The 23,080-nt window shown below is 47.3% G+C and carries 23 protein-coding genes; 9 read left to right on the top strand and 14 right to left on the bottom strand.

From position 1 onward, the window contains the following. Positions 1–92 precede the first annotated feature (92 nt). The 6 genes from rpsG to QUA43_RS14090 all read left to right on the top strand — a co-directional run bounded on the left by rpsG (position 93) and on the right by QUA43_RS14090 (position 7,037). Positions 93–563 carry a 30S ribosomal protein S7 gene (gene rpsG / locus QUA43_RS14115; RefSeq protein ID WP_006632196.1) on the top strand — a complete coding sequence of 157 codons (471 nt, stop codon included), beginning with the start codon at positions 93–95 and terminating at the stop codon, positions 561–563. 345 nt (positions 564–908) lie between these two features. Next, positions 909–2,981, top strand: coding sequence for an elongation factor G (fusA, locus tag QUA43_RS14110; RefSeq protein WP_333058224.1), 2,073 nt, complete (start codon positions 909–911; stop codon positions 2,979–2,981). A gap of 101 nt (positions 2,982–3,082) precedes the next feature. Then, positions 3,083–4,312, top strand: coding sequence for an elongation factor Tu (tuf, locus tag QUA43_RS14105; protein ID WP_333374694.1), 1,230 nt, complete (start codon positions 3,083–3,085; stop codon positions 4,310–4,312). Positions 4,313–4,515: 203 nt separating this feature from the next. Further along, positions 4,516–4,833: a 30S ribosomal protein S10 gene (gene rpsJ, locus QUA43_RS14100; protein ID WP_006632193.1), complete on the top strand. Its 318-nt coding sequence runs from the start codon at positions 4,516–4,518 to the stop codon at positions 4,831–4,833. Between the two features lie 407 nt (positions 4,834–5,240). Continuing rightward, positions 5,241–5,882 carry an LON peptidase substrate-binding domain-containing protein gene (locus tag QUA43_RS14095; RefSeq protein WP_015174045.1) on the top strand — a complete coding sequence of 214 codons (642 nt, stop codon included), beginning with the start codon at positions 5,241–5,243 and terminating at the stop codon, positions 5,880–5,882. Between the two features lie 216 nt (positions 5,883–6,098). Further along, positions 6,099–7,037, top strand: a complete 939-nt coding sequence (locus QUA43_RS14090) for a PspA/IM30 family protein (RefSeq protein ID WP_333374693.1) — start codon at positions 6,099–6,101, stop codon at positions 7,035–7,037. Positions 7,038–7,070: 33 nt separating this feature from the next. On the opposite strand, the gene QUA43_RS14085 is transcribed toward QUA43_RS14090, so the two are convergent. Next, complete coding sequence (locus QUA43_RS14085; RefSeq protein ID WP_333374691.1) at positions 7,071–7,712, bottom strand: pentapeptide repeat-containing protein; 642 nt, start codon at positions 7,710–7,712, stop codon at positions 7,071–7,073. A gap of 50 nt (positions 7,713–7,762) precedes the next feature. Continuing rightward, a complete protein-coding gene (pheA, locus tag QUA43_RS14080; protein ID WP_333374689.1) occupies positions 7,763–8,710 on the bottom strand; it encodes a prephenate dehydratase in 948 nt (315 codons plus the stop codon). A gap of 208 nt (positions 8,711–8,918) precedes the next feature. Here pheA and QUA43_RS14075 point away from each other — a divergent pair, with 208 nt between their 5' ends. Continuing rightward, on the top strand, positions 8,919–9,497 hold the full coding sequence (locus tag QUA43_RS14075) for a DUF1997 domain-containing protein (RefSeq protein WP_333374687.1): 579 nt from the start codon (positions 8,919–8,921) through the stop codon (positions 9,495–9,497). 138 nt (positions 9,498–9,635) lie between these two features. Here QUA43_RS14075 and QUA43_RS14070 read toward each other — a convergent pair whose 3' ends face one another. The 6 genes from QUA43_RS14070 to pgl all read right to left on the bottom strand — a co-directional run bounded on the left by QUA43_RS14070 (position 9,636) and on the right by pgl (position 14,245). Continuing rightward, a complete protein-coding gene (locus QUA43_RS14070; RefSeq protein WP_333374686.1) occupies positions 9,636–10,088 on the bottom strand; it encodes an FHA domain-containing protein in 453 nt (150 codons plus the stop codon). After that, entirely contained in the window at positions 10,085–10,531 is a 447-nt protein-coding gene (locus tag QUA43_RS14065) for a hypothetical protein (protein ID WP_333374684.1), read from the bottom strand. Before QUA43_RS14065 ends, QUA43_RS14070 begins: the two co-directional genes overlap by 4 nt. Positions 10,532–10,811: 280 nt before the next feature. Then, complete coding sequence (locus tag QUA43_RS14060; RefSeq protein WP_333374682.1) at positions 10,812–11,549, bottom strand: PRC-barrel domain-containing protein; 738 nt, start codon at positions 11,547–11,549, stop codon at positions 10,812–10,814. A 55-nt stretch (positions 11,550–11,604) separates the two neighbouring features. Further along, on the bottom strand, positions 11,605–12,081 hold the full coding sequence (locus QUA43_RS14055) for an FHA domain-containing protein (RefSeq protein ID WP_445301972.1): 477 nt from the start codon (positions 12,079–12,081) through the stop codon (positions 11,605–11,607). 97 nt (positions 12,082–12,178) lie between these two features. Then, positions 12,179–12,970 (bottom strand): FHA domain-containing protein, encoded by a 792-nt coding sequence (locus QUA43_RS14050; RefSeq protein WP_333374678.1) that lies wholly within the window; start codon positions 12,968–12,970, stop codon positions 12,179–12,181. Between the two features lie 555 nt (positions 12,971–13,525). After that, positions 13,526–14,245, bottom strand: coding sequence for a 6-phosphogluconolactonase (gene pgl / locus QUA43_RS14045; protein WP_333374676.1), 720 nt, complete (start codon positions 14,243–14,245; stop codon positions 13,526–13,528). Positions 14,246–14,707: 462 nt separating this feature from the next. Here pgl and QUA43_RS14040 point away from each other — a divergent pair, with 462 nt between their 5' ends. Next, complete coding sequence (locus QUA43_RS14040; RefSeq protein ID WP_333374675.1) at positions 14,708–16,075, top strand: hypothetical protein; 1,368 nt, start codon at positions 14,708–14,710, stop codon at positions 16,073–16,075. A 172-nt stretch (positions 16,076–16,247) separates the two neighbouring features. Here QUA43_RS14040 and QUA43_RS14035 read toward each other — a convergent pair whose 3' ends face one another. The 5 genes from QUA43_RS14035 to QUA43_RS14015 form a co-directional block, all read right to left on the bottom strand. Next, positions 16,248–17,414 carry an LptF/LptG family permease gene (locus tag QUA43_RS14035; protein ID WP_333374673.1) on the bottom strand — a complete coding sequence of 389 codons (1,167 nt, stop codon included), beginning with the start codon at positions 17,412–17,414 and terminating at the stop codon, positions 16,248–16,250. An 81-nt stretch (positions 17,415–17,495) separates the two neighbouring features. Further along, entirely contained in the window at positions 17,496–18,224 is a 729-nt protein-coding gene (gene lptB, locus QUA43_RS14030; protein ID WP_333129396.1) for an LPS export ABC transporter ATP-binding protein, read from the bottom strand. Positions 18,225–18,397: 173 nt separating this feature from the next. Then, the gene (locus tag QUA43_RS14025) at positions 18,398–18,868 is read right to left on the bottom strand and encodes an LptA/OstA family protein (protein ID WP_333044586.1); all 471 of its coding nucleotides are present in this window, start codon (positions 18,866–18,868) and stop codon (positions 18,398–18,400) included. Positions 18,869–19,159: 291 nt separating this feature from the next. Further along, complete coding sequence (locus tag QUA43_RS14020; protein ID WP_333374671.1) at positions 19,160–19,567, bottom strand: DUF309 domain-containing protein; 408 nt, start codon at positions 19,565–19,567, stop codon at positions 19,160–19,162. A 147-nt stretch (positions 19,568–19,714) separates the two neighbouring features. Further along, positions 19,715–20,077, bottom strand: a complete 363-nt coding sequence (locus QUA43_RS14015) for a ferredoxin-thioredoxin reductase catalytic domain-containing protein (RefSeq protein WP_194012549.1) — start codon at positions 20,075–20,077, stop codon at positions 19,715–19,717. A gap of 300 nt (positions 20,078–20,377) precedes the next feature. Between QUA43_RS14015 and cas6 the strand changes: the two genes are divergently transcribed. Beyond that, on the top strand, positions 20,378–21,496 hold the full coding sequence (gene cas6, locus QUA43_RS14010; protein ID WP_333374669.1) for a CRISPR-associated endoribonuclease Cas6: 1,119 nt from the start codon (positions 20,378–20,380) through the stop codon (positions 21,494–21,496). Between the two features lie 140 nt (positions 21,497–21,636). Here the strand turns inward: cas6 and QUA43_RS14005 are convergent, their stop codons facing one another. After that, positions 21,637–23,073 carry a DUF2079 domain-containing protein gene (locus QUA43_RS14005; protein WP_333374668.1) on the bottom strand — a complete coding sequence of 479 codons (1,437 nt, stop codon included), beginning with the start codon at positions 23,071–23,073 and terminating at the stop codon, positions 21,637–21,639. Between the last annotated feature and the right edge of the window lie 7 nt (positions 23,074–23,080).

Genomic DNA, 23,080 nt, shown 5'->3' with positions numbered 1-23,080 from the left:
CCGCTCAATTGCACGCTAGATCGTCATAAATCGAGATGTGATCCCAAAACCCCAAACTCAATCATTCAAAATCAAAAATCCCAAATAGAACTATGTCTCGCCGCACAGTTATTCAAAAACGTCCAGTTCCACCAGATCCAACCTACAACAGCCGGTTGGTAAGCATGATGGTGAGACGGATCATGCAGCACGGCAAAAAATCCGTTGCCTCCAGCATCGTCTACGACGCCCTCAAAACCATCCAAGAACGCACAGGGGCTGAACCGTTAGACTTGTTTGAAAAAGCAGTCAAAAACGCGACACCCCTGGTCGAAGTCAAAGCCCGCCGGGTAGGTGGCGCCACCTACCAAGTGCCAATGGAAGTGCGTTCCGATCGCGGTACAACACTCGCCCTCCGCTGGCTGATCAGATTTGCCCGCGCCCGCACCGGCCGCTCGATGGCAGCCAAGCTAGCCAACGAACTGATGGATGCAGCTAACGAAACAGGGAGTGCTATTCGCAAGCGCGAAGAAACTCACCGCATGGCTGAAGCTAACAAGGCTTTTGCTCACTACCGCTACTAACTGCAACAACGGGCATGGAGAAGAGCGCGATCGTGCGGTATAAAAGCATCGGGTGAGAAATTGGAAAGTGTAAGTTTTGAGTGTTGAGATTGCTTCTCTTGGCGCACTTGCGATTGGTGAAGCAAACTCAAAACTCTCAAAATCAAAATTCATGCACTCAAAATTCATGCACTCTCTGAATCCTCCATGTCGCATCCTTAATATTTTTGTAAACAAATCTTGCAAAAAATATTAAAATGTAACAATAAGCTCCAGAGACTTTTGTAAGTCACTGGGGAGTGCAAAATAGGGTTACTGTGTAGTATAATAGTATTATAACAGCAACACAAGATTAAGGAGGTAGCTGTGGCACGTACCGTCCCGCTAGAAAAAACTCGCAACATCGGCATCGCAGCCCACATAGACGCGGGCAAAACAACAACAACTGAAAGAATTCTGTTCTATTCAGGCATGGTTCACAAAATGGGTGAAGTGCACGAGGGAACAGCAGTCACCGACTGGATGGAGCAAGAGCGGGAGCGGGGAATTACGATTACTGCCGCTGCTATCACCACCAGTTGGAAAGATTACAAAATCAACATCATCGACACTCCGGGACACGTAGACTTCACGATCGAAGTCGAACGCTCGATGCGAGTGCTCGACGGAGTGATCGCAGTGTTCTGCTCGGTAGGGGGAGTGCAGCCACAATCCGAAACAGTTTGGCGACAAGCCGATAGGTACAAAGTACCGAGGATCGTGTTCGTCAACAAAATGGATCGGATGGGGGCAAACTTCTACAAAGTCTACGGCCAAATTCGCGATCGCATGAGAGCGAACGCCGTACCCATCCAAATCCCGATCGGCAGTGAAGAAAACTTCCGGGGAATTGTAGACTTAGTGCACATGAAAGCCTATATCTACAACAACGACACGGGAACCGACATCGAGGAAGTAGAAATCCCCGATGAAGTAAAGGATCTAGCCGTAGAATACCGCACCAAGCTGATCGAGTCGGTAGCAGAAACCAACGACGCCCTCACCGAGAAATACCTCGAAGGCGAAGAGTTAACGGAAGACGAAATCCGCTTGGCCCTGCGTCACGGCACTGTCGAAGGTACGATCGTCCCCATGTTGTGCGGTTCGGCATTCAAAAACAAAGGCGTTCAGTTGTTGTTGGATGCAGTCATCGACTATCTGCCCTCGCCCTTGGAAGTTCCTCCAATACAAGGACTCCTGCCCAACGGCGACACAGCAGAGCGGTTTGCCGACGACAACGCCCCGCTGTCAGCTCTGGCATTCAAAATCATGGCTGACCCCTACGGCCGCCTGACCTTTGTTCGCGTCTACTCCGGTATCCTCAAAAAAGGAACCTACGTCCTGAACTCCACCAAAGACAAAAAAGAGCGGGTTTCTCGCCTAATTGTACTCAAAGCGGACGATCGGATAGAAGTTGAGGAACTGCGCGCCGGAGACTTGGGAGCAGCCTTGGGTTTGAAAGACACCTTCACCGGCGACACCCTCTGCGAAGAAGGAGCGCCAGTGATTCTGGAATCTCTGTTTATACCAGAGCCAGTCATATCGGTGGCTGTCGAACCCAAAACCAAACAAGACATGGAGAAGCTCTCCAAAGCCCTCCAGTCACTCTCGGAAGAAGACCCCACCTTCCGAGTCAACGTTGACCCAGAAACCAATCAGACAGTCATCGCCGGTATGGGCGAACTGCACCTGGAAATCCTGGTAGACAGGATGCTGCGGGAATTCAAAGTAGAAGCCAACGTGGGTCAGCCACAAGTAGCCTACCGCGAAACCATTCGCAAATCCGTCCGCGCCGAAGGTAAATTTATCCGCCAAAGTGGCGGTAAAGGTCAGTACGGTCACGTTGTGATCGAACTAGAACCCACCGAAGTCGGAAGCGGCTTTGAATTTGTCTCCAAAATTGTTGGTGGCACTGTACCCAAAGAGTACATCGGCCCTGCAGAACAAGGGATGAAAGAAGCCTGCGAATCAGGTATTGTAGCAGGATATCCCGTGATTGACCTCAAAGCTACTATGGTAGACGGGTCTTTCCACGACGTAGACTCCTCAGAAATGGCATTTAAGATCGCCGGTTCAATGGCGATCAAAGAAGCCGTGATGAAGGCGTCGCCAGTGCTGCTAGAGCCTATGATGAAAGTAGAGGTTGAAGTTCCCGAAGATTACATCGGGAACGTCATCGGAGACCTCAACTCGCGTCGGGGTCAGATCGAAGGTCAAGAGACGGATCAGGGAATTGCCAAAGTTTCTGTAAAGGTTCCCCTAGCAGAAATGTTTGGTTACGCTACCGACATCCGCTCGAAAACCCAAGGTCGAGGCATCTTCACAATGGAATTCAGCCATTACGAAGAAGTGCCGCGAAACGTGGCTGAAGCCATTATCGCTAAGAACAAAGGGAACTAATGATTTTGGATTTTGGATTTTGGATTTTGGATTGAATCCAAAGTCTAGAATCTAAAATCTCAAGTCTAAAATCGCTAAAAGAAACAAGGAACAGATCAAGAATGGCACGCGCAAAATTTGAACGGAATAAACCCCACGTAAACATCGGCACGATCGGTCACGTTGACCACGGCAAAACAACTTTGACCGCCGCGATTACGATGACTCTCTCTGCACTAGGCCAAGCAAAGGCTAAGAACTACGCCGACATCGACGCTGCGCCAGAAGAAAAAGCACGGGGTATTACGATTAATACTGCTCACGTGGAATACGAAACCACAAGTCGGCACTATGCCCACGTAGATTGCCCCGGACACGCTGACTATGTGAAAAACATGATCACCGGTGCAGCTCAAATGGACGGCGGCATCTTAGTGGTATCAGCAGCAGACGGCCCCATGCCTCAAACTCGCGAACACATCCTGCTAGCTAAGCAAGTTGGCGTTCCCAGCCTGGTTGTCTTCTTGAACAAAGAAGACATGGTGGATGATGCTGAACTGTTGGAATTGGTAGAACTGGAAGTTCGGGAACTTTTGAGCTCTTACGATTTTCCGGGCGATGACATCCCCATCGTCACAGGTTCGGGATTGAAAGCTCTCGAAGCGATGCTTGCTAATCCCAAGACTGTCAAGGGCGAAAATGAGTGGGTTGACAAAATCTACAAGCTGATGGAAGAAGTAGATGCTTACATCCCCACCCCAGAACGCGAAGTTGACAAGCCTTTCTTGATGGCAGTTGAAGACGTATTCTCGATTACTGGTCGGGGTACTGTCGCCACAGGCCGGATCGAACGTGGAACCATCAAAGTCGGCGAAACAGTCGAAGTGGTGGGTCTTAAGGACACTCGCAGCACTACAGTGACTGGTGTGGAAATGTTCACCAAGTCTCTGGAAGAAGGTTTGGCCGGCGACAACGTTGGTCTACTGCTGCGGGGGATTTTAAAGGCGGATATTGAACGCGGAATGGTGATTGCCAAGCCGAAAAGCATCCTGCCTCACACTCAGTTTGAATCTGAAGTGTACATCCTCAAGAAGGAAGAAGGCGGCCGGCACACGCCCTTTTTCTCTGGATATCGCCCTCAATTCTACGTCCGTACCACTGACGTGACCGGCACGATCGCACAGTTCACCGCTGATGACGGTACTGAAGCAGAAATGGTGATGCCCGGTGACCGGATCAAAATGACTGTTGAGTTGATTCACCCGATCGCGATCGAACAAGGAATGCGCTTCGCTATCCGCGAAGGCGGCCGCACCGTCGGCGCCGGCGTTGTTTCCAAAATCCTCAAGTAGGACTCCGATAACAGCTTAAATAGCAGAAAAGCCGCCAAATGTAATCAGGCTTTTCTGCTATTTAGTGAGTAGTGAGTAGTTATAGGTTAGTGGCCAGTTGTTAGTAGTTATGGGTTAAATGTTCAATAACAAATAACAAATAACAAATGACTGATCACTAATGACTAAAAATAAACTGAACCTCGAAAATTCAAGAAACAAAAATGGCAACAATTCAACAGCAAAAAATTCGCATCCGCCTCAAAGCTTTCGATCGCCGAATTCTAGACGCATCCTGCGAAAAGATTGTAGATACAGCAAATCGGACAGCAGCCACAGCGATCGGCCCGATTCCCCTACCGACAAAACGGCGGATTTACTGCTTGCTGCGATCGCCCCACGTAGACAAAGATTCTCGCGAACACTTTGAAACCCGCACGCACCGCCGCATCATCGACATTCACCAGCCATCGGCCAAAACAATTGACGCTTTGATGAAACTGGATTTGCCAGCCGGCGTAGATATCGAAGTCAAGCTGTAGATTGACACATCGAAAACTCGGAAAGAAGGAACAAAGATTAAATAAATTGTTCCTTCTTTTTGTTGAAATTTTCTTAGTCATGAGTTATTAGGTATTAGTTATTAGTTAATAATCAGCAAAAATTTCGGCTCTGGCACGAACTTAAATAATTATTTTTAATTAAGGCGCGATCACTACAAAAACGCTCCTTTAGCAGTCGCTATCATCGCCTTCGGACTCACTTAGTTTAGCAAAAAGGTATATTTAACATTTTGACGAAATAACGCCTTGGTCAAGCTGTCAGCACCAGAGATAGCTCGCCGTCGCTTCCGTTGCCACCGAAAAAGCCCGATCGCTCCCGCCCCGGAAAGCCTCAAATCAGTTAAAGTAAGAAAAATAAGCGCAAGTACCGTCACTTTTGAGCGACAATGGCATCCTCTTCCTCTGTAGCAGTTCGCGAACTCCCCTTATTTCCGTTGCCGGAAGTGGTTCTATTTCCAGGTAGGCCACTCCCACTGCAAATCTTCGAGTTTCGCTATCGAATCATGATGAATACGATTCTGGAGGGCGATCGGCGTTTCGGTGTGCTCATGTGGGACCCGAACCAAAACAAAGTCTCTGCCGTTGGCTGTTGCGCCGAAGTGATTCACTGTCAGCGCCTCCCCGACGATCGCATGAAAATTATGACTCTCGGCCAGCAGCGGTTCCGAGTGCTCGACGCCGTTCGGGAAAAACCCTATTTAGTCGGTCTAGTAGAATGGATCGAAGACGCACCGCCGCAACAAGACCTCAGACCTTTGGGAAAAGATGTCGAACAACTGCTCAGAGATGTAGTTCGCCTCTCCAGCAAATTGATGGATCAGCCGATCGACCTGCCGGAAGACATTCCCAGTTTGCCTACAGAATTGTCCTACTGGGTAGCCAGCTACCTTTACGGCGCAGCGACAGAACAGCAAACTCTTTTAGAATTGCAAGATACTGCTGCGAGATTGGAACGCGAAACCGAAATTTTGACTTCTACTCGCAATCACTTGGCAGCGAGGACTGTACTTAAAGATACCCTCAAGTAGCCAATTTGCCTAGGAAAAAGCACGATCGGTTTGACCTGCATTGCAGAAAGAATTACACACAAATCATTCGATTTTCGATTTTCGATTTTTGATTTTCGATTGACTGATGAACTAAGGGTTTGGATCGCGCGCTTACAGTTCCATTATTTTTTGGAACTGGATATGTGTTTAATTCTTAACTTCCAACAGGTTCGGATAGGTTCCTTATAGCAGTAAATGCTTGTGTTAGAAAATCACGACCAACCGAAACCATACGATGCAGTTAGAGGCGGTCAACTGCCACCTCCTGTGGGCGGTGTAGTGCTCGGCGGACTAGCAGGAGTTAAACATCGGCTGTCTAGTTCTGTCAACGAACATCGAATTGCCGCCCTGAGAGAGACACTGAATTACGGCGATGCAGGCTTAAAAATAGTCATCAAGATTTGTCAAAGCGAAACAGGGCCAGTGCAGCGGGCGGCCTGCGATTTGCTTCGACAAAGGCTGAATTCGATCGCCCACGAAAAATTACAGGCCTTTGTAGCTTCAAGTTCAGATGCAGAAGCTGAGTTAGACAGCACGGAAAAAATATTAAAGCACTCATCCGGTGCAGTCTCAGAAAAAAATTACGATCGGCAAATGTCCGAAGCAGAGTTAATATTTGAGACAATTACGCAGCAAATGCAACCAAATTTGTTGCTATTAGAAGCACTGGTAGCCTCTGTAGAACGGGAAGAATTTACCAGCGAACTGATGAATCTTTGGGAACTATTAATCTTAGAAATTCAGGAACCTCTCAAAGAACTGCGTCAGGCTGTTGGCATTGCGATTTCCGCCCAACTGCGGATTCAGTGGCTATACAATCAAGCTGAATCTCAAGCCAACCAGTGGCAGCAGCGAGCTTTGCTAGCTTTTCAGACACAGGATGAAAATTCAGTCCGCCTCGCCGTGGTTCGCAAGCAGGTTCAATTAGATCAGGCGGCAGAACTAAAAATTGACTTAGACTACCAAACTGTGCGAGTAGAAAATCTCAACCGCAACTTGCTGGCTTTGGAAAGTAAGATTGCTCAAGCTAATTCTAAGAAAGAGATCCTCAAAATGCAGCTTCATTTTGCTAAGGTACAGCAGCAAATAGACTTCACTTTCAGCCAAGTCAATAGTATATTTTTTAGTTCTTAGTTGTCGGATTATGCGGTTATATATTGCGTGATCTCAAACTTGTCTGACGCAAAAATGTATTGCTCCACTTAAAATTGCCTCATCTAGCTTAGCTCCTTCCAGATTAGCTCCGCATAAAAATGCCCCGCTCAAATTAGCACCGCTTAAATCAGCACCGCTTAAATCTGCGCCCTCAAGGTTACTTTCACACAAAAAAGCGTTTCTCAAGTTGGCTTTTCTCAGACTCGCTCCCCGCAGTTTAGCCTCGCTTAGATTGGCTTCTTCGAGGTTTGTATTGTCCAAGCAAGCATCTAGGAGGTTGGCTTCCATCAAGTTGGCGTTTTCCAAGTTTGCTCCGCTCAAATTAACACCAATCATTTTGGTGTCGCTCAAGTTGGCGTTTTTCAGGTTTGCCTCAATCAGGTCAGCTCCTGTTAATCTTGCGAAAGTTAGATCGGCTCCGCTTAGGTTAGCCCCATTTAGGCGGGTCATCACTAGGCAAGCATTCTTTAGCTTGGCAGCTATTAAGTTTGCCCCCCTTAAGTTCGCCAAAGCAAAATTGATTTCCTTCAGATTTGCACAGGCTAGATTAATATGAATTAGGAAAGCTTCTCGCAAAAAAGCCTCTTTCAAGTTGGTTTCATGAAAATTTCTTTCTCCGGCTGCGTATCGCTTGAGAAGTTCATCAGCATTCATCTCGCCAGCCTCCTAAGTTTTACTTAAAAAGTATAGTACATAAAAATAAATTATACTACTGACAGTAGGCTGTAGCAACCAAAGATTTTTAAAGTTTCTGTGTGATTTTTTAACTCTTCGAGTGCCGATCGAACAAATGCTTCGCAGGCGTTAGCCTCAACGTCCATAAAGAAAATATATTCTCCGAGCGATCTTTTAGTCGGTCTAGATTCAATCCGACTTAAATTAATACCGCGACTGGCAAATACTTCCAAAGGTTTTACCAGTGCTCCCGGCATATTGGCCGGTACGCTAAAAGCTAGTGAGGTATGGGTGCAATTAGACGGTGAAGTATCGAGGATCAACTTAGCAGCAGATTTTGTGCTGGATTTAAGGGATGAGCGATCCGCTGCTTCTACGTTGGCGATTTCTCCACCACTCCTGCTGAGTACCCAAAAGCGAGTGTAATTATCGGGATAATCATTAATGGGGTGAGCTAACACTGGCAAATTGTAAAGTTCAGCAGCTCTTGGCGAAGATATCGCTGCTACATTTCTATCTTCCAGATATTGCAATGCTTCCGTGGTAGAGTTCGCCGGAATTAATTGAGCTGAGGGAATAAACTGCCCCAACCATATCTGACACTGAGCTAGCGCTTGCGGATGAGAGTAAACTTTGTGAATCTCGTTAAAATTTTTGGCATTAGACACTAGCGCGTGGGAAATTGGCAACACTAAGGCGTGTTGAATGCGGAGTTGATCGAGTCGCCACAGTGTATCTAAGGTGACAGTCACGCTGCCTTCGATCGAATTTTCGACAGGCACAACTGAATAGTCAACCTGCCCTACGGCAGATGCCTCTAGCGCTTGGGAAATGGTGGAATAAGGACACAGGGTGCATTCCAAGTTAGTTTCCAGGCTCAACCAATTGACATAAGCTAGAGCCGCTGTTTCTGCATTTGTACCAACAGGGCCGAGATGTGCGATCCTCTTCGAGGGCTTCGCTAACGAAATTTTCATTTACAGGCAATTTTAGGTTACAAATGTTTGCTTTACTCTCATCAGCTAGGAAGTATGATGAAAAATTAGCGATGTCCCGAAAGCTTTTATCCGTGATTTCTCGGATGACATTGCTGGGTTCGCGACTTAGTGCGCGACTTATGTCACCTTAAAAAAGGTGATACTTTATTAAGATATGCTTAGGAATCCTATATTTTGATATTTTCTCATGTATATCCGCTTTAATTCTTCCCAATCCGTTGAGATCGCCGTACCAGAGGAACGAGTTCCCATTCAACATTATCTGCGCCAGCCAAGGCGACTGGTGAACGCTCTTGTCGATCAAAGTCGCACAGAACAGCTAAGCGATGACTGTTTCCGCCTTAAAATGCGACCGTTACAATTTATGATGCTGAGCATTCAACCCACAGTAGACATGAGGGTGTGGGCCCAGTCGGATGGCACAATCAATTTGGAGTCCGTCGCCTGCGAAATTCGTGGCGTGGGTTATATAAACGATCGCTTTGCTCTCAATCTCAAAGGAAAGCTTTGTGTACACCAAAGCAGCGGGGTAGCATACTTGAAGGGAAAAGCGGATTTGGAAGTGCAAGTAGAATTACCGCCGCCGTTTTGGCTGACGCCCAAACCCATTTTAGAAGCAACAGGCAATGCTTTGCTCAAGAGCGTACTGATGAGCGTCAAACAGCGGTTGATGCACCAGTTGCTCTTAGATTACCGCCGCTGGGCAACCAGCGAAAGTGAGCTAAGATCGATCGATCTCCCCCCAATCTTATCTTTAGAAGGGTGAAATCCTACTAAAGAAGCTGTTAATTAATGTATAGGGATATTGAGGCACAAATCAGGCCACTTACCACAATAATTAGTTAGACGCTCGAATTGGGCATCTGAGCTTTGTTTGAACTAGCCTGCAATTGATAGCTGCCCGTCAGTCAAGATCGATTTGAGTCAGCCCTCCAAGTTCATCGTCTTCGATTATTCCCACGCCCCCAGGCCAAGCTGTTGACCGGTCTTTTGAAACTTCGTCGTTTTGGCGGAGTTCGCGCTGCGGTGGCTTAATTATTTTGCCCGGTTGATTCGTTGCGCCCACCCGAATCCTGATTTTTGGCCCGGAATTGCCCAAGCGAATTGTCATCCCGTCCACAAGGGACACCTGAGCGATCGGTCTATCATCTACATAAGTGCCGTTAGCACCAAAATTAATAATTTCCCAGCCATTAGCGTGATTCCACAGTTCTACGTGGTGGCGGGAAACTACAGCGCTGTAAATAATTACATCATTGTCGTTCGATCGACCGATCCGAACCACCGGTTCTGATTCAAAACACCAACTTTGAACCGGGACAGACTGGATAGGATGTAAAAGAGTTAAGGTAATCACTGATGTTTTGACACTCCACCGCCAGACAGAAACGGGGATACTTCCAGAGAGATTTTTTGGGAGAAAACTGCAAAAAATTTGCTTTTTAAAGGCGTCGTCAGTGCGCCAATATTCCCTCTATCTGCCGTAAAAGTCGAACTTTTGGCGGCTTGAGGCTGAAGCAACTTTTGATGGTTAGCTTTTGGCGCAGGCGCAAATTTTTGCGGTACTCGGTAACAACCAAACACGATGTGATTAATCGGGTGAACTTCCCAATGATGGACAGCGGTCTTAACCGCTTGATTAATTTGGTCTGTGAGGGCGCGAGTGTGCCGATGGGCGAGCCGCTCAATTCGATCGGCCCAATCACCCTTTTCCCGCTGATGAACCCGAGAATTTAACTCAGACCCGCGCTGGTTGCACCGCTGATTCGAGTTCTCGCTCGGGCGACAGTCACTGCTCAACGACTCACTGTTTATAAAGAAAGAAGTTAACCAATTATTAATCCTGGGGTCTCTAGATAAAATACTTGTTGATTGTATCAAACAGCATAGGTCTTTTTGAGTTGCTAACATTTTCCTTATTGATGCGATACCTTTAAAATACAATGCTTTGAGCAGCACTGGAATTTTGAGGGACAACGCATCAATCTCTCATAGTAAAAATACCGATCGACCTTCCTCGCGCGCGCCGCCCCAAAATGCGATCGGCAATTAGTTGCAGGGCGAGCGGGAAGGCCAAACTTCAGCTCAAATCTGAGTCAGGCGGCTCCAGGTTCGGCTCTGGCGGGACAGATTCTTGCCTTTGCCGCTTCAACTCTGCAACTTTTTCTTGAGCTACATCCCTGACTTCGAGAGCTTTATCTTGGAATTTTTCCGCGAAACTTTGAGCGCCCCGCTTCACACCTGCCACATTTTTGAGAGTTCTGTCGAAATCTTCATGTAAAAACTCTGCTACCAGACCGACTTTTTTGTGCAGTCCCTCCGCGTACTGCACTGGCTCCGATACAGCAGCTTCAGAGACGATCGCCCGCTTGCTGCCGATGGTCGAAATAGCTGCCACAGGTAACAAGTAAATGTCGTCTAAAACACCGCGCCAGCCGCTCGATTTAAATAGGTAGTGGGTGACTGAACCCGTGCGGACATCAAATAGGTAGTCAACGACTGCACCTGCCTGATTCCCAGCGTCCGTGAGCACCTCAAGCCCGATCGGACAAACAGCTTGTTCCGGCTGATGCAATTCCGGCAGTTCCGGGTTAATGGTGACAAAAACATTTTCCCCCACCGTATCAACTTGCGCCCAAGCGAACCAAGTTTTTTTGCTGCCCAAAAGTCCCGACTTGCAAGTAAAGCCGATCGCCCGCTGGGAGTGAGCATCGAGCCAAACCCGATCTACCCTGCCGACCTCTTCCGCCGTTCTGCGGTCGATGGTGCGGCGGTTGAGCAGTTCGCTGCGCCTAACAATCTGTGGTGATGTACTCATAAATAAACTCCTGAGTGCCGCCTTTGAAAAATGTCGATCATCCAAAGAAGCCGATTTAATATTCTTCTTCCGAATAATGGCGATTATTATCTGCCTGGGTTAACTCCTCCTCTTCCCTGGAAGTGCCAACTTCTTTTTGGTCGGGAACAGGAATCGTGCTAATGTGCACGCCGCCCGAGGGAGCGTGAATTTCCTTAGCATCCCTGGGCTTGACGCTAATTTGTCCTAACTGGACTGAGGACTGATTCGGGCCTACGTTGATTTGAATTTTCGGCCCTGAGCGAGCCAAGTGAACGATCAGACCGTCCACAATGGGAACCTTAGCGATCGGCTTACCATCGAGGTAAGTGCCGTTGGTACCTAAATTGATCAGTTCCCAAGTTATGCCGCTGCGCCGCAATTCGATGTGGCGACGAGAAACCACAGCGCTAAAAAGAACGACGTGGTTTTCGGTCGAGCGCCCGATCCGGACGACCTGCTCGTCTTCAAAGATCCAACTGCGGACGGGTATAGACTGGAGTGGATGTAGCAAGGTCAGCTTAATCACATTGGCTGCATTGAGTTTTGGTAGAGCGCCTCAAGATGCGATTTTAGATTTTAGACTTTCGATCGCCCAATCCAAACTCGATCTAAGAGATTTGAAATAAAAACGTAACCAGGTCTCCTTTGCCCAGAGAGATGCGGTCTCCCGGTCGCAACCGATGGCGGTTTCCCTTGGGTAGCGGAGTATTGTTGACGTAAGTGCCGTTGGAACTACCTACATCTTCTAGGTAGCAAGCATCTCCCTCCACCCGGAGATTTGCGTGTACCCGAGAAACTATCTCAGAATTAGCAAATCCCGAAACATCAATATCCGGCGGCACTAAGTCATTTGGCTTGCCTATGTGAACCACAGCCAGACTGTGAGGCAATTCCATCGGGGTATTTGTCTGAACGTGTAGGAGTCGCGCCGACTGCTGTTGCAGTTGAGTTTTAGCTACACCTGCTGGCTGTGGGCCCGGAACCGGAGGAGAGATAGTTACTGGTGTTGCCACCGATTCAGTTGTAACAGGAACCGAGGGCGAAGGCGGGGGATCGGGAATTGTCGGAATGCTGGCGGGAGTTTTTTCCAAGTTGAGCCCCTTATTCAGGGTAACTAGAGGTTCCATTGCCATCAGGGGATCGGGTGGCACTAAATCGGGCGCCGGTGACGATACCACTGTGGGGCCTACAGGCGAGGGAGACGGTACTGTCACCTCAACTTCTGGAACTATGGAACCCGGACGCAAGTTAAAGCCACACTGGCCGCAAAATGCTGCATCTGTCTGAACTGCTGCACCGCAGTTCGAGCAACTTGCGGTAGCAGGTAAAGGCGTGTAGCAAGCCTCACACTGGCTGGCCCCGTCGGGGTTCTGGTGATTGCAATTGGGACAGACAATCATCGATTTCTCCTTGCTATCGGCCAGATTTTCAAATCAGCCTCATCAAAAGTCGTTGGGTCTGAAACCCCGTCCTTACAGGACGGCTTTACATTGAATTGAATCCCCTTGCGGGGTAGGGGGGTATGGTTGCCCCCCCGTGAGGATATGGTTGTCCTCAATCTCCCATTTCTGGGGTAAAGTTAGCTTGTCGGTCAATGTTTAGGGAGCTTGTTAGGCTAGCAGCACTGTTCCAGTGACCTTAGAACTGTTTAACCACTAGCGACAGAGCAAGGGACTAGCTTCGTATCCCAGGGTGTCGTGACTCACAAAACGTAGTCAGTTAAGACTTAGGCCCGTCAGAATGGCTTGTTAGATTTCTCTTTCAAGCCTCATGCCTGATAGCTGAGGTTCCTGACAACAATACTCGTGTATATGGTCAAATTTTAACTTTAACCGCCACAATTCTTATATTGCTTCTAATACTAGCAACTGAGCTGACGCCGTGACGTTAGCTGTGATGGGCAAGATTGAGTTAGTGATAATGCTGACTATGTTGGCCATGGGCGGCTCTGTCGGCTATTTTACTGCTTCACCAGCCGCCGCATCGAGCAGCCACCACAGCTCGCCTTCTGGTTGAACGAGTCTGGCTGGATAGGTCATTTCGTCGGCTGCAGGGGCAAAAATTTGAGCAAGGGCGGGTTGTTTGCTGGCTCCTGCGACCATGAAGATGACGCACCGGGCCCGGTTGATTAAGGGGACTGTAAAGGTAATGCGGGGTTGACCGTCTTTGTTGCCGACAGTTACTAGGGCATCGCGGACTTCCAAGGCTGCTGTGCCGGGAAATAGAGAGGCTGTGTGGGCGTCGTCTCCTATGCCCAATAAAATGATGTCGAAGGCAGGAAACTCGCCGTCGGATACTTTGAAGAACTGCTGCAATTCAGTTTGGTGCGTGGCAGCGTCGGCTGCGGGGTCGCCGGCGCCTGTGGGCATGGGGTGGATGTTGCTGGCGGGGATATTCACTCGATCGAGCCACGCGAGGCGCGCCATTTTTTGATTGCTGTCTGGGTGTTCTGGGGGAACGTAGCGTTCGTCGCCCCAGAAAACGTGAATTTTGTCCCAAGGCAGGTCTTGGGCTGCTATCGCTCTGTAGAGGGGTTCCGGTGTGCTTCCGCCCGCTGCGGCGATCGTACAAAGTCCGCGTTCTGCTATGGCTTCTGAGATTTTCGACAGAACAATATCGAGCGATCGAGCTATTAGTTGTTCCCGATTTGCTAATACTTCTACTATTTTTTTCATTAATTTCCTCTCAACTTTGCTTGGGTGTTGTTCTCAGCAATTGCCAATTTTACCTTGACATTTTGGTTTGAGGTCGATCGGCTGACAGACCCGGCAGGCCGCGCACCGCATCCCATAAGATTTTATCATCTTATGCCCCTTGATTTAAGGAAAGCAAGACATATTTCTACCAGTGCTTTATGGATTTTCACCTGTTGCATTGAGCTGTCGCAACTTTCAATCAAAAGTTCGATTGTACTCGGAGCATCTCTGCAGAAAGTAAAAAGCGTTTTTTGGGAGTGCGATCGTCCCGAACAGCAAAGTCTATAAATATAGCGATCCGGACGATGGCACACCGACAGTAAAAGCCAAACCGAGATGCTCCCGATCGCACTTACCCCGGCATAGCAAAAATAATCAAGATTGATGTGGTAGACTAGGAAAAATAGTTTTAAATCCGCACGATCGGATGGAAGCAAAACTATGTCAATTTTTAAGCGATTTCCTACATCAGTCCGCTATCTAATAGCGCGGTTGCGCCACTGGACCCAACCCGCGGTTTGGGCTCCCTTAGCCGTGCTCTGTGCAGGGGGATTATTTATCTGGGAGGTCTCTGTAAATCCAGAAAGGTTGAGCATAGATGGCGAAGAAGAACCAGCCTCAAACAATCCAGCTTCGCTATCGGGACTATCTGCTGAAGATACCGCCATTGCGGCTGAAATCGACAGCTCACCAGTGCTAGTCAATCAGTTTAATGGCTCTACTGCTTCTGAACTGAACTTGTTAAATTCATCAGTAGTAAAAAGCAAAGGTTTATTCGAGGAACTTCGAGATCGGGACTTAGAAACTCCTCAGCCATCTTCAGCCCCCAATCGGGTAGGAAGCAGCGGATTTTTCTCCTTGCCAAATTTAGCAAATCCTGCTGTCGAGGCCGGAAACAATAACCCCCAAAATTCCAGCTTGCCAAGTTCAAACGCAACATCAGCGTTGAGTTTATCTGGCAGCGGGAGACTAACTTCCGGGATAAAAACGATCAAGCCTGAGTCAGGGGGTACAGCGACAGCAACTTTATCGCAGGCGTCGAGTGATGTTAATTCAGCTAAACAAAACGAAAATTCTCTGCCTTTGAGTCCGCTGCAAGCAGCTATGAAAAAATACGTCGTTGCTAACACTTCGCCAACGGCGGCTTCGGCTGAGAAAACAGCAGACTCGGCTACATTGCTCGATCGACCGGCTTCCGATCCGGCGGCAGGAAATGCGACAAATTTGCTCCCAACGACCGCTACAGCTCAAGGTGGAGCAAATCCTGTGAATGTTCCCACAGCACTTCGCCCACTTGTGGCTCCGACAAATACTGTGAGCAAGGAATCTCAAGAATTCTTAAAACCGACAGCTACAGTCCCGGAATCATTGGCTGGGTTAAATTCCAGAGTACCGAACCTCCCCGAAATTAATGCAGGGGCTGCAACGGTGGCTTTGCCGAAAAATCCCTACCAAACTAATTTATCTGGCTCAGGCTTCGCACCTGAAGTTCAACCTGTGGCACTTCCAGTAGCCATACCTTCGCCAACACCTCTACTTCCAAATGTCGGCCCATCTCCCTTTCCAAATGGGATTGGGGGAAGCAAGATAATTAGCCCTCAATTCTCTCCTAATTCAGCGAATTCTCAATTTCAAACACCTCCACCGAGTCAGCTTAATTTACCACAGCAGCCTAACTTTGGAGTTGTTCCCCAAAACACAAATCAGGGCGTGCAGCCCATTCAACCTCAAACTTTTGCTACACCCCGTTCCCTGGCTCCGGGACGCTACATTGGCGGTGGCGAAATCAATACTTTTTCTAATCCTTAAATGAAGGAAGTTCGGCCACGAAAACGATATTATCAATTCCCAATACTTAGGCTACGCTGTTCCTGCCCTTCGACTTCGGTTCTCCTCAGCGTACTCGAAGGGAAGGGAGCCGAAGGCAGTGGAAGGGCAGTACAAGTTCCGAATTACCCATTCCCATTGTTATTGGTAAAACTTACCTAGCCGCGGCCCGCACCAACAACAATCCCCCGATTCCCAAACCAAACACGATCGGCAGCCAAGCCGAAAGAATCGGAGTCAAAACAGCTTTCACGCCCATAGAACTGGTGATGAAAGAAAATACATAGTAAGTAAAAATCACAACTACGCTAATACCAAAACTCGTACCCTTGCCGGAGCGGCGCGGTTGAGTTCCCAAAGCGGCTCCCACTACACCAAATACCATGCATACGAAAGGAAAAGCATATTTTTCTTGAATTCGCACCTTTAATTTGCGAATTTGTGGTTCGTCGCCACTGTTTTTAAGGATATCCAAACGCTCTAAAGCTTGGGCAATGTTCATTTCCTTGAAATCCCGCGCTCTCGCAGCTAAATCTAAGGGCGTGCGGGGGAGTTGCAATTGCTGGTGTTGAAACCTAACTATATTGCGGTAAGAGCCGTCAGGAGCAACTATATAAGCGGTTCCGTTGAAAAAATCCCAGGTATTTTCTGAGGGATTCCAAGTAGCTGATTCTGAAGAAACGATTTGATTGAGGCCTGGGGTGGAGCGATCTATAATTGTTAAACCTTTCATTTGTTGGCCGTCAAATTGTTCTGCATAAAAAAAGCGGGCCAGGATTTCGTCGCCGCCTTTTTCGGGTTTGCGAAATTCTGTGTAGATAATATTTCTATCTTGAAATGTCGGTTTTTCTCGCTTCAGGGCTCTGTCTAAAGTCAGAGTTGCTCTGTAGCTGGCGGCGGGTACAACTAACTCTTGCAAACCAAAAGTTAAGCCTGCAACAATTAAACTCATTATCACAGCAGGCAGTATTAATCGGTAAACGCTAACTCCGCAACTGCGGAGGGCGATGAGTTCGCTGTCGCTGGACATTCGGCTGTAGGCCATTAAGGTTGCTAGCAGCATTGACATGGGGAAAGCCAATACTACGAAGTAGGGAATTTGCAGGAGAAAAATTTCGATGGCGGCGCTGTAGGGTAGGCCGGATTCTGTTACTCTGCGGACTAATTCAAATAAGGCTCCAACTGTGACGGCGACGGATGTAAAGAGTCCGACGCCAAACAGAAATGGGCCGATTAGTTCTTTGGTAATGTACCAGTCCATTACGGAAATTCTCGGCAGCCAGTTGATGGGATTCAAAGAATTGGATATTGCTATTTTCATAGTGGCGCGTTCTCGCAGATTGCTCCTCAATCTAACATCTAAAATCTCAAATTTGACCGTTTGCCGAATGCATTCAAAAGACTATCGCACGAAGCTGTCACCTAAGTAATACTGCCGCACTAAAGGGTTGCTGTAGAGTTCTTCTTCAGCCCCGGAGGCTAAAATTTGACCGTCTCGCATGATGTAGGCTCGATCGGTAATTTCGAGGGTTTCTCGGACGTTGTGATCGGTGATGAGGATGCCGATTTTACGATCGCGCAGTTTAGCAATAATGGTTTGAATTTCGTCTACTGCGATCGGATCGACGCCTGCAAACGGTTCGTCTAAAAATAGGAACATAGGGCCGTCTCGCCCAGCGGCTAATGCTCTGGCCAGTTCAGTCCGCCGCCTTTCTCCCCCCGATATTTGAATTCCCAAACTAGATGCTATTTTTTCTAAGCGAAATTCTTGCAATAGGAAATCGACTCGCTCGCGCCATTCCCAGCGTGGCACTTGAGTTTGTTCTAAAACTAACAAAATGTTGTCCCGCACGCTCATGTTTCGGAAAATGCTTGCTTCTTGAGCGAGATAGCCAATTCCCAAATGCGCTCGCTGGTGCATCGCCAATTTAGTGATGTCTAAATCGTTTAGCCAAACGGTGCCTTGATTTGGTTTTTCTAATCCGGTTGCTATGTAAAATGTTGTGGTTTTGCCGGCACCGTTTGGGCCTAGCAATCCTACGATTTCTCCTTGGGCTACCGACAGGTTGACGCGACTAACTACATTGCGTTTTCCGTAGGATTTGTGAATATTTTCGAGTACAATTTTCATTTTCGCTCCCGGCAACCTCTACAAGCTAAATTTCAGACTGCGGCTTTGTGCGATCGAGTCTCTAATTTAAATTTTACCTTTTCAAGTTGGTGAGTTTTATAAAGACGAAATTTCGCATCTATCCCAAGTAGTATGTTTTGGCTGAGGCGAAATTTCGCTGCTGCGAGCCACTGTTACCGGGGTGCTGTAGTTGGACGTTGGGAGCCAACAGCATTTTGGGCTGCTGCATCTTGTTCCGGGGCAACCAGATAAACAGATTCTACCTGTCCTGGGTTGTCGGGCAGGGCAATAAACCGCCCTTCGTCGATGAGGTATGTTATGGTTTCGCCGCGCAGGCTGTTGCCCTGCTGCAATACGTAAACATCTCCGCTGAGAATGATCCGGCGCTCGCGGCTGAAATATTGAGCTTGAGCCGCAGTTGCTTGTATTTGGCGGGCTGGATAGTTGATTTGGACGTTGCCGCGGGCTGTCACGATGCCGGTTTTGGAGTCGGCTTCTTGAATGTCCGATCGCACACTCAGAGTGCGGGGCGGCCCGGCTTGCGGGTAAGTGGGAGAGGCGATCGCGCCTGCCAGAGTCAGGGGCAACAGCAGCGATAATCCTTTGAATATTCTGGAATTGAGTAGTTTAGCGGAGGGCATCATAAGCTTGGAGCCTCAATATTTGTGAAATTGCTGAAGGGCATTATCTCCAGTTAGATATTTTATCTTAACGGCCAGAAAGATTCCCGTGAGGTCGATCGATTGACCCGATAGTCTCAACCAATTATCGTAGCAAGACAACAGCGAATTTAATTGTTTTTTTTGCTGAGTGGCTGCAACAGTCTTAACCGGGAACCGGCAAGATACTCCTTCCACAGTAAATTAATCTGCTTGGGCAGCCAGCCCTCCTCTGTGTAGAGGCCAAGTATACTGCACCCTAATACAAACATTTATTTAACTTTTTGGTACTTTGATAATTTGCGGCAATTGCAAGCCTGCAACTTCTGTACCTGCGAATAACTGTTGAAATTTAGCTACTTCTTCCGGGCCAGCTTGTTGCAAAGCGCTCAAAAGTTTAGCACTTTGTCCAAGCAAGCCTTCAACAGCAATTCCAGCATAACTCGGCTGATAATAACTGAGCCGATTTATTCCTTCTCCCAGCAAGATTACCGCACCGCGCCAGTTTTGATTTCCTAAGTGATAAAGTGCTACCGCAATTTGCAATATTCCCTGATAAAATCTTTTTTCCGGCTCGCCGGCTTCCATCCACAATGCCTCTAAAGTATCGTGACAAGCGTAAAATTCTTGGCTGTTAAACTGTTCAATACCTTGCCAAAAGTCTAGCGGAATTTCCTCTGTCATGCGATTGGAGATTGGGGATTTTCGATTGCGGATGTATATTTGAGTAGGCGGCGATCGATTGTTTTTTAATAGCTAAGTCTTAAAAATAGGAAAAATAACGACCTGTTTTCAAAACTACTGCCATTTAACGACCGCCTACTTAACCGATTACATAGTCTCTCTGACAGCTTGAATCTGATCCATTCCTATTTCCTGATTAGTTCCAGCGAAATCGTTATCTGGCGTCAAAAATAACATACAGTGACACTCTTTGCGCTCGCGCATGGGAATGCAGGGACAGTTCCAGTAGGCGGCTTTTACTTCGGCTTCTTTATCTTCGTAATGGCGACAAGGGCATAAGGGTGCGCCTAGTTCATCCTTGTGTTTTGCTAGTCCTTCTATCACGACAGCAGTGACGGAAGGTTCGGAACAAAAGTAAGTTCCCGTGCGCTTGGCGTAGGTTTCGGAGAAATTCTTCATCGCCTCCAAAGTTTTTTCGTTGGAGAGTTTAGATTTTTCTGTTGTGTTCATAGTTTAGGATCGGAGTTGAGGATGCTACGAGCTTTTGACAATTGTAGCGCAGAATGTGATTTTAAACACTGGTATATTTCTGTTTAGTTACAAGGAAAAAAACCTTGACAAAGATTGAGTTTTAGGTTGTTGGTTTTTTAGTGGTTTTTGTCTATCCCGGAGGGTGGGGGAAACTGGCGGCAGACCCGGTTTTTGGAGCCACCAAAAGATTTGGGCGATCGATCGCCCTCAAAAACCATCCCCCAACGGGGATAAAAATCGGATAAGATAGCACAGCCCTGTCCCTGTGAGTGGCATCTGATGGTAGCTGCCCCTCACCGCGATCGAAAATCTCCTCCCTCTCGGCTGATTTGGCCGGCTGACACCGAGTTAGTCGGATTAGTGTTTGAATTGACTCCCCGCACTGCGAGCTATCTGTACGCGCAGTATGCTATAGGTTTGCACGCGTGGTTTTTAGGTCAAGTACAGCAAACTGACCCGGATTTATCGAAACTTTTGCACGATGAACAGTCAGAAAAAGCCTTTACTATTTCGGGATTGGAAGGTGATTTGCTCCCTGGTGGCAAAGAATTTCAGCTTTTGGGCGATCGCATTTATCGCTGGTACGTAACAGGACTTTCAAAGCCCGTAGTGCAGTGGCTGAGTCAGTGGCTGCAAAATTTGCCCGAAGAGATAGATTTACGAAATGCTCCGCTGCTAATTCGCTCTTGGGATATTGCTTTTGCTCCCACAACTTACCAGCAATTATTAATAGCCGACCCCCCCTTTTCGCCAACCATCAAACTTAGTTTTGTGACTCCTACAAGCTTTCGTAGCAAAGGCCATCACTTCCCTCTGCCAGTTCCAGAAAATGTTTTTCACAGCTATTTGCGCCGCTGGAATAACTTTTCGGGGGTAAATTTTGACCAAACAGAATTTTTGAATTGGATTGATGAAAATGCAATTATTAGTCGCCACAAATTGGAGTCGCAAAAGGTAGTGGCGGGCAAAAAAGGCATGGTAACGGGGTTCACTGGGGCTGTGGAATTTGGTCTAGGGCGATCGGCTCACAATCGTCCTGATTTTGTACAATTATTTTATGCTTTAGGGCGGTTAGCGCCTTATTGCGGCACTGGCCACAAAACAACTTTTGGATTGGGACAAACGCGAGCACAATGGTTGACAGAAGCGCTACCTGAAGTGTCGATACAAAGCGTATTGGCGGCGCGAATAGAGGAATTGACACAGAAGTTTATGGCGCACAGAAAGCGTAAAGGTGGAAGTCGCGCTGCTGAGATTGCTGAAACTTGGGCAACGATTTTGGCGCGCCGGGAATTGGGGGAATCTTTGTTTGATATTGCTGCTGATTTGGAAATGCCTTATGAAACTGTGAAAACTTACGTGAAGTTGGCAAGAAGGGCTGTGAAAGTGGAGGATTAGCGCGAATTTGTTGACTGTTGACTGTTGACTGTTGACTGTTGACTGTTGACTGTTGACTGTTGAATGATGAGTGATGACTAATGACTCATGACTGCTGACTAATGACTAATGACTGATGACTACTGACTCATGACTGCTGACTAATGACTTTTAGTGAATAGATATATGTCGTCTCGCTGATATTTGAGTTGAAATTGAGGGGTGTTTTTTAGTTGAGTTACTAGGTTTTCCACAAAAGCTCGATCGCTCATCCAGCCAGGATATCTGAGGTTCAGCAATACATAATCAAATTCTGCGAAATTTGCAGGCGGCGCGTTAGCCTGAGTTAATTTTACGACAGGGCGGTGCGCTAAGTGCGGAGCAATCTGAGCAGTTGTTAAAACACTGCCTTTGGTTTCAACAAGAGAAATTGCTTCTCTGGTAGCTGGCAAAGTGTCGAGCCCATTTAAATAAATAGTCCAAAAATAGCCGTATTTCGCTAAAGCTAAGAAAGCCATCAACGACCAAATTACAATGACTCTAGGCAATGGATAATTAGGAAGTGGCAATCTATCAAATATTGTCTTTCGCTTTTGCTGATTGCTAGCTGCTAAACTGGAAATTACAGCAACCAACAAAAACGGCAATATCGGCACAGAATATTGATGAATTAAATCCCGCTGAGCGGGGATATCGGAAAGAATATTCATCGCCAACATCGGCACAGCACTAATTAAAGATGACAGATGACGCGGGGACAGCCACCAAATTACAGGTAATAGCAATAACGCTAAATATCCAAAAGTCTCTAGAGAAAACAAACGCCCTAAAACTAGATTGGGCTTTACTATTAAATTAATAGCAATTTCAAAAACCGAGTTTCCCAGATATTGATATCGTCCGATCCCCGCGTGTTCTCTTCCCTGATTAAAATACGGTATAACGGCCTGAGTAACTACCAGGAACCAACCCGCGCCTAGAAAGAGAGCTATGAGCCCACAATTGCGTTTTTTGTCAAAATACAACAGCCACAAACCCATCGCAGCCACAGTTAAAGATAGCACGGCTTTGCAGCTCAAGACTAATACAATAGCAGCACAAAACCACAAGGTTTTATTCAGCCTCGCGGCTAAGATTGCTGCTAGCAGTGCTGGTAAAGCAATGACTTCTGGGTGGAAGTCGAAGAGATTGACATTAAATACTGCGGGATAAAGCAGATATACGGCTGAAATTGCAATTGCTTTTTGCTCGTTTAATCCGGCTTGACGTGCCAAACTCCAACTCGGCCAAGCGCCTAAAGCTAGGGAAACAGCTTGCACTAAAAAAAGCCAGTGAACATCTGGATATATTTTGTACAGTAAAGCTAGTGGATAGAAAATAAAAGCGGCATGATCGCCCCAAATATTGATTGCCATTAAAGAGGAAAATGGCGTTTGATTTTGGGAGATTAAATAAATTGCTTGGTCAAAAATTGCTAAGTCGAATGCAGTTGACTGAAACAAAGCGTGCCGCGCGCTGCTGGCGGCAAATAAGACTATCGTTGTCACGACAATCATTAAAAATACTGGATGATTTTTTAGGGATTTTAAAGTTAGCATTTTATGG

Source organism: Microcoleus sp. N9_B4 (genome assembly GCF_036701635.1).
Taxonomy (GTDB): Bacteria; Cyanobacteriota; Cyanobacteriia; order Cyanobacteriales; family Microcoleaceae; genus Microcoleus.
Note: the sequence above shows the minus strand (reverse complement) of the source record. Positions and strands in the feature narration are given on the sequence as shown.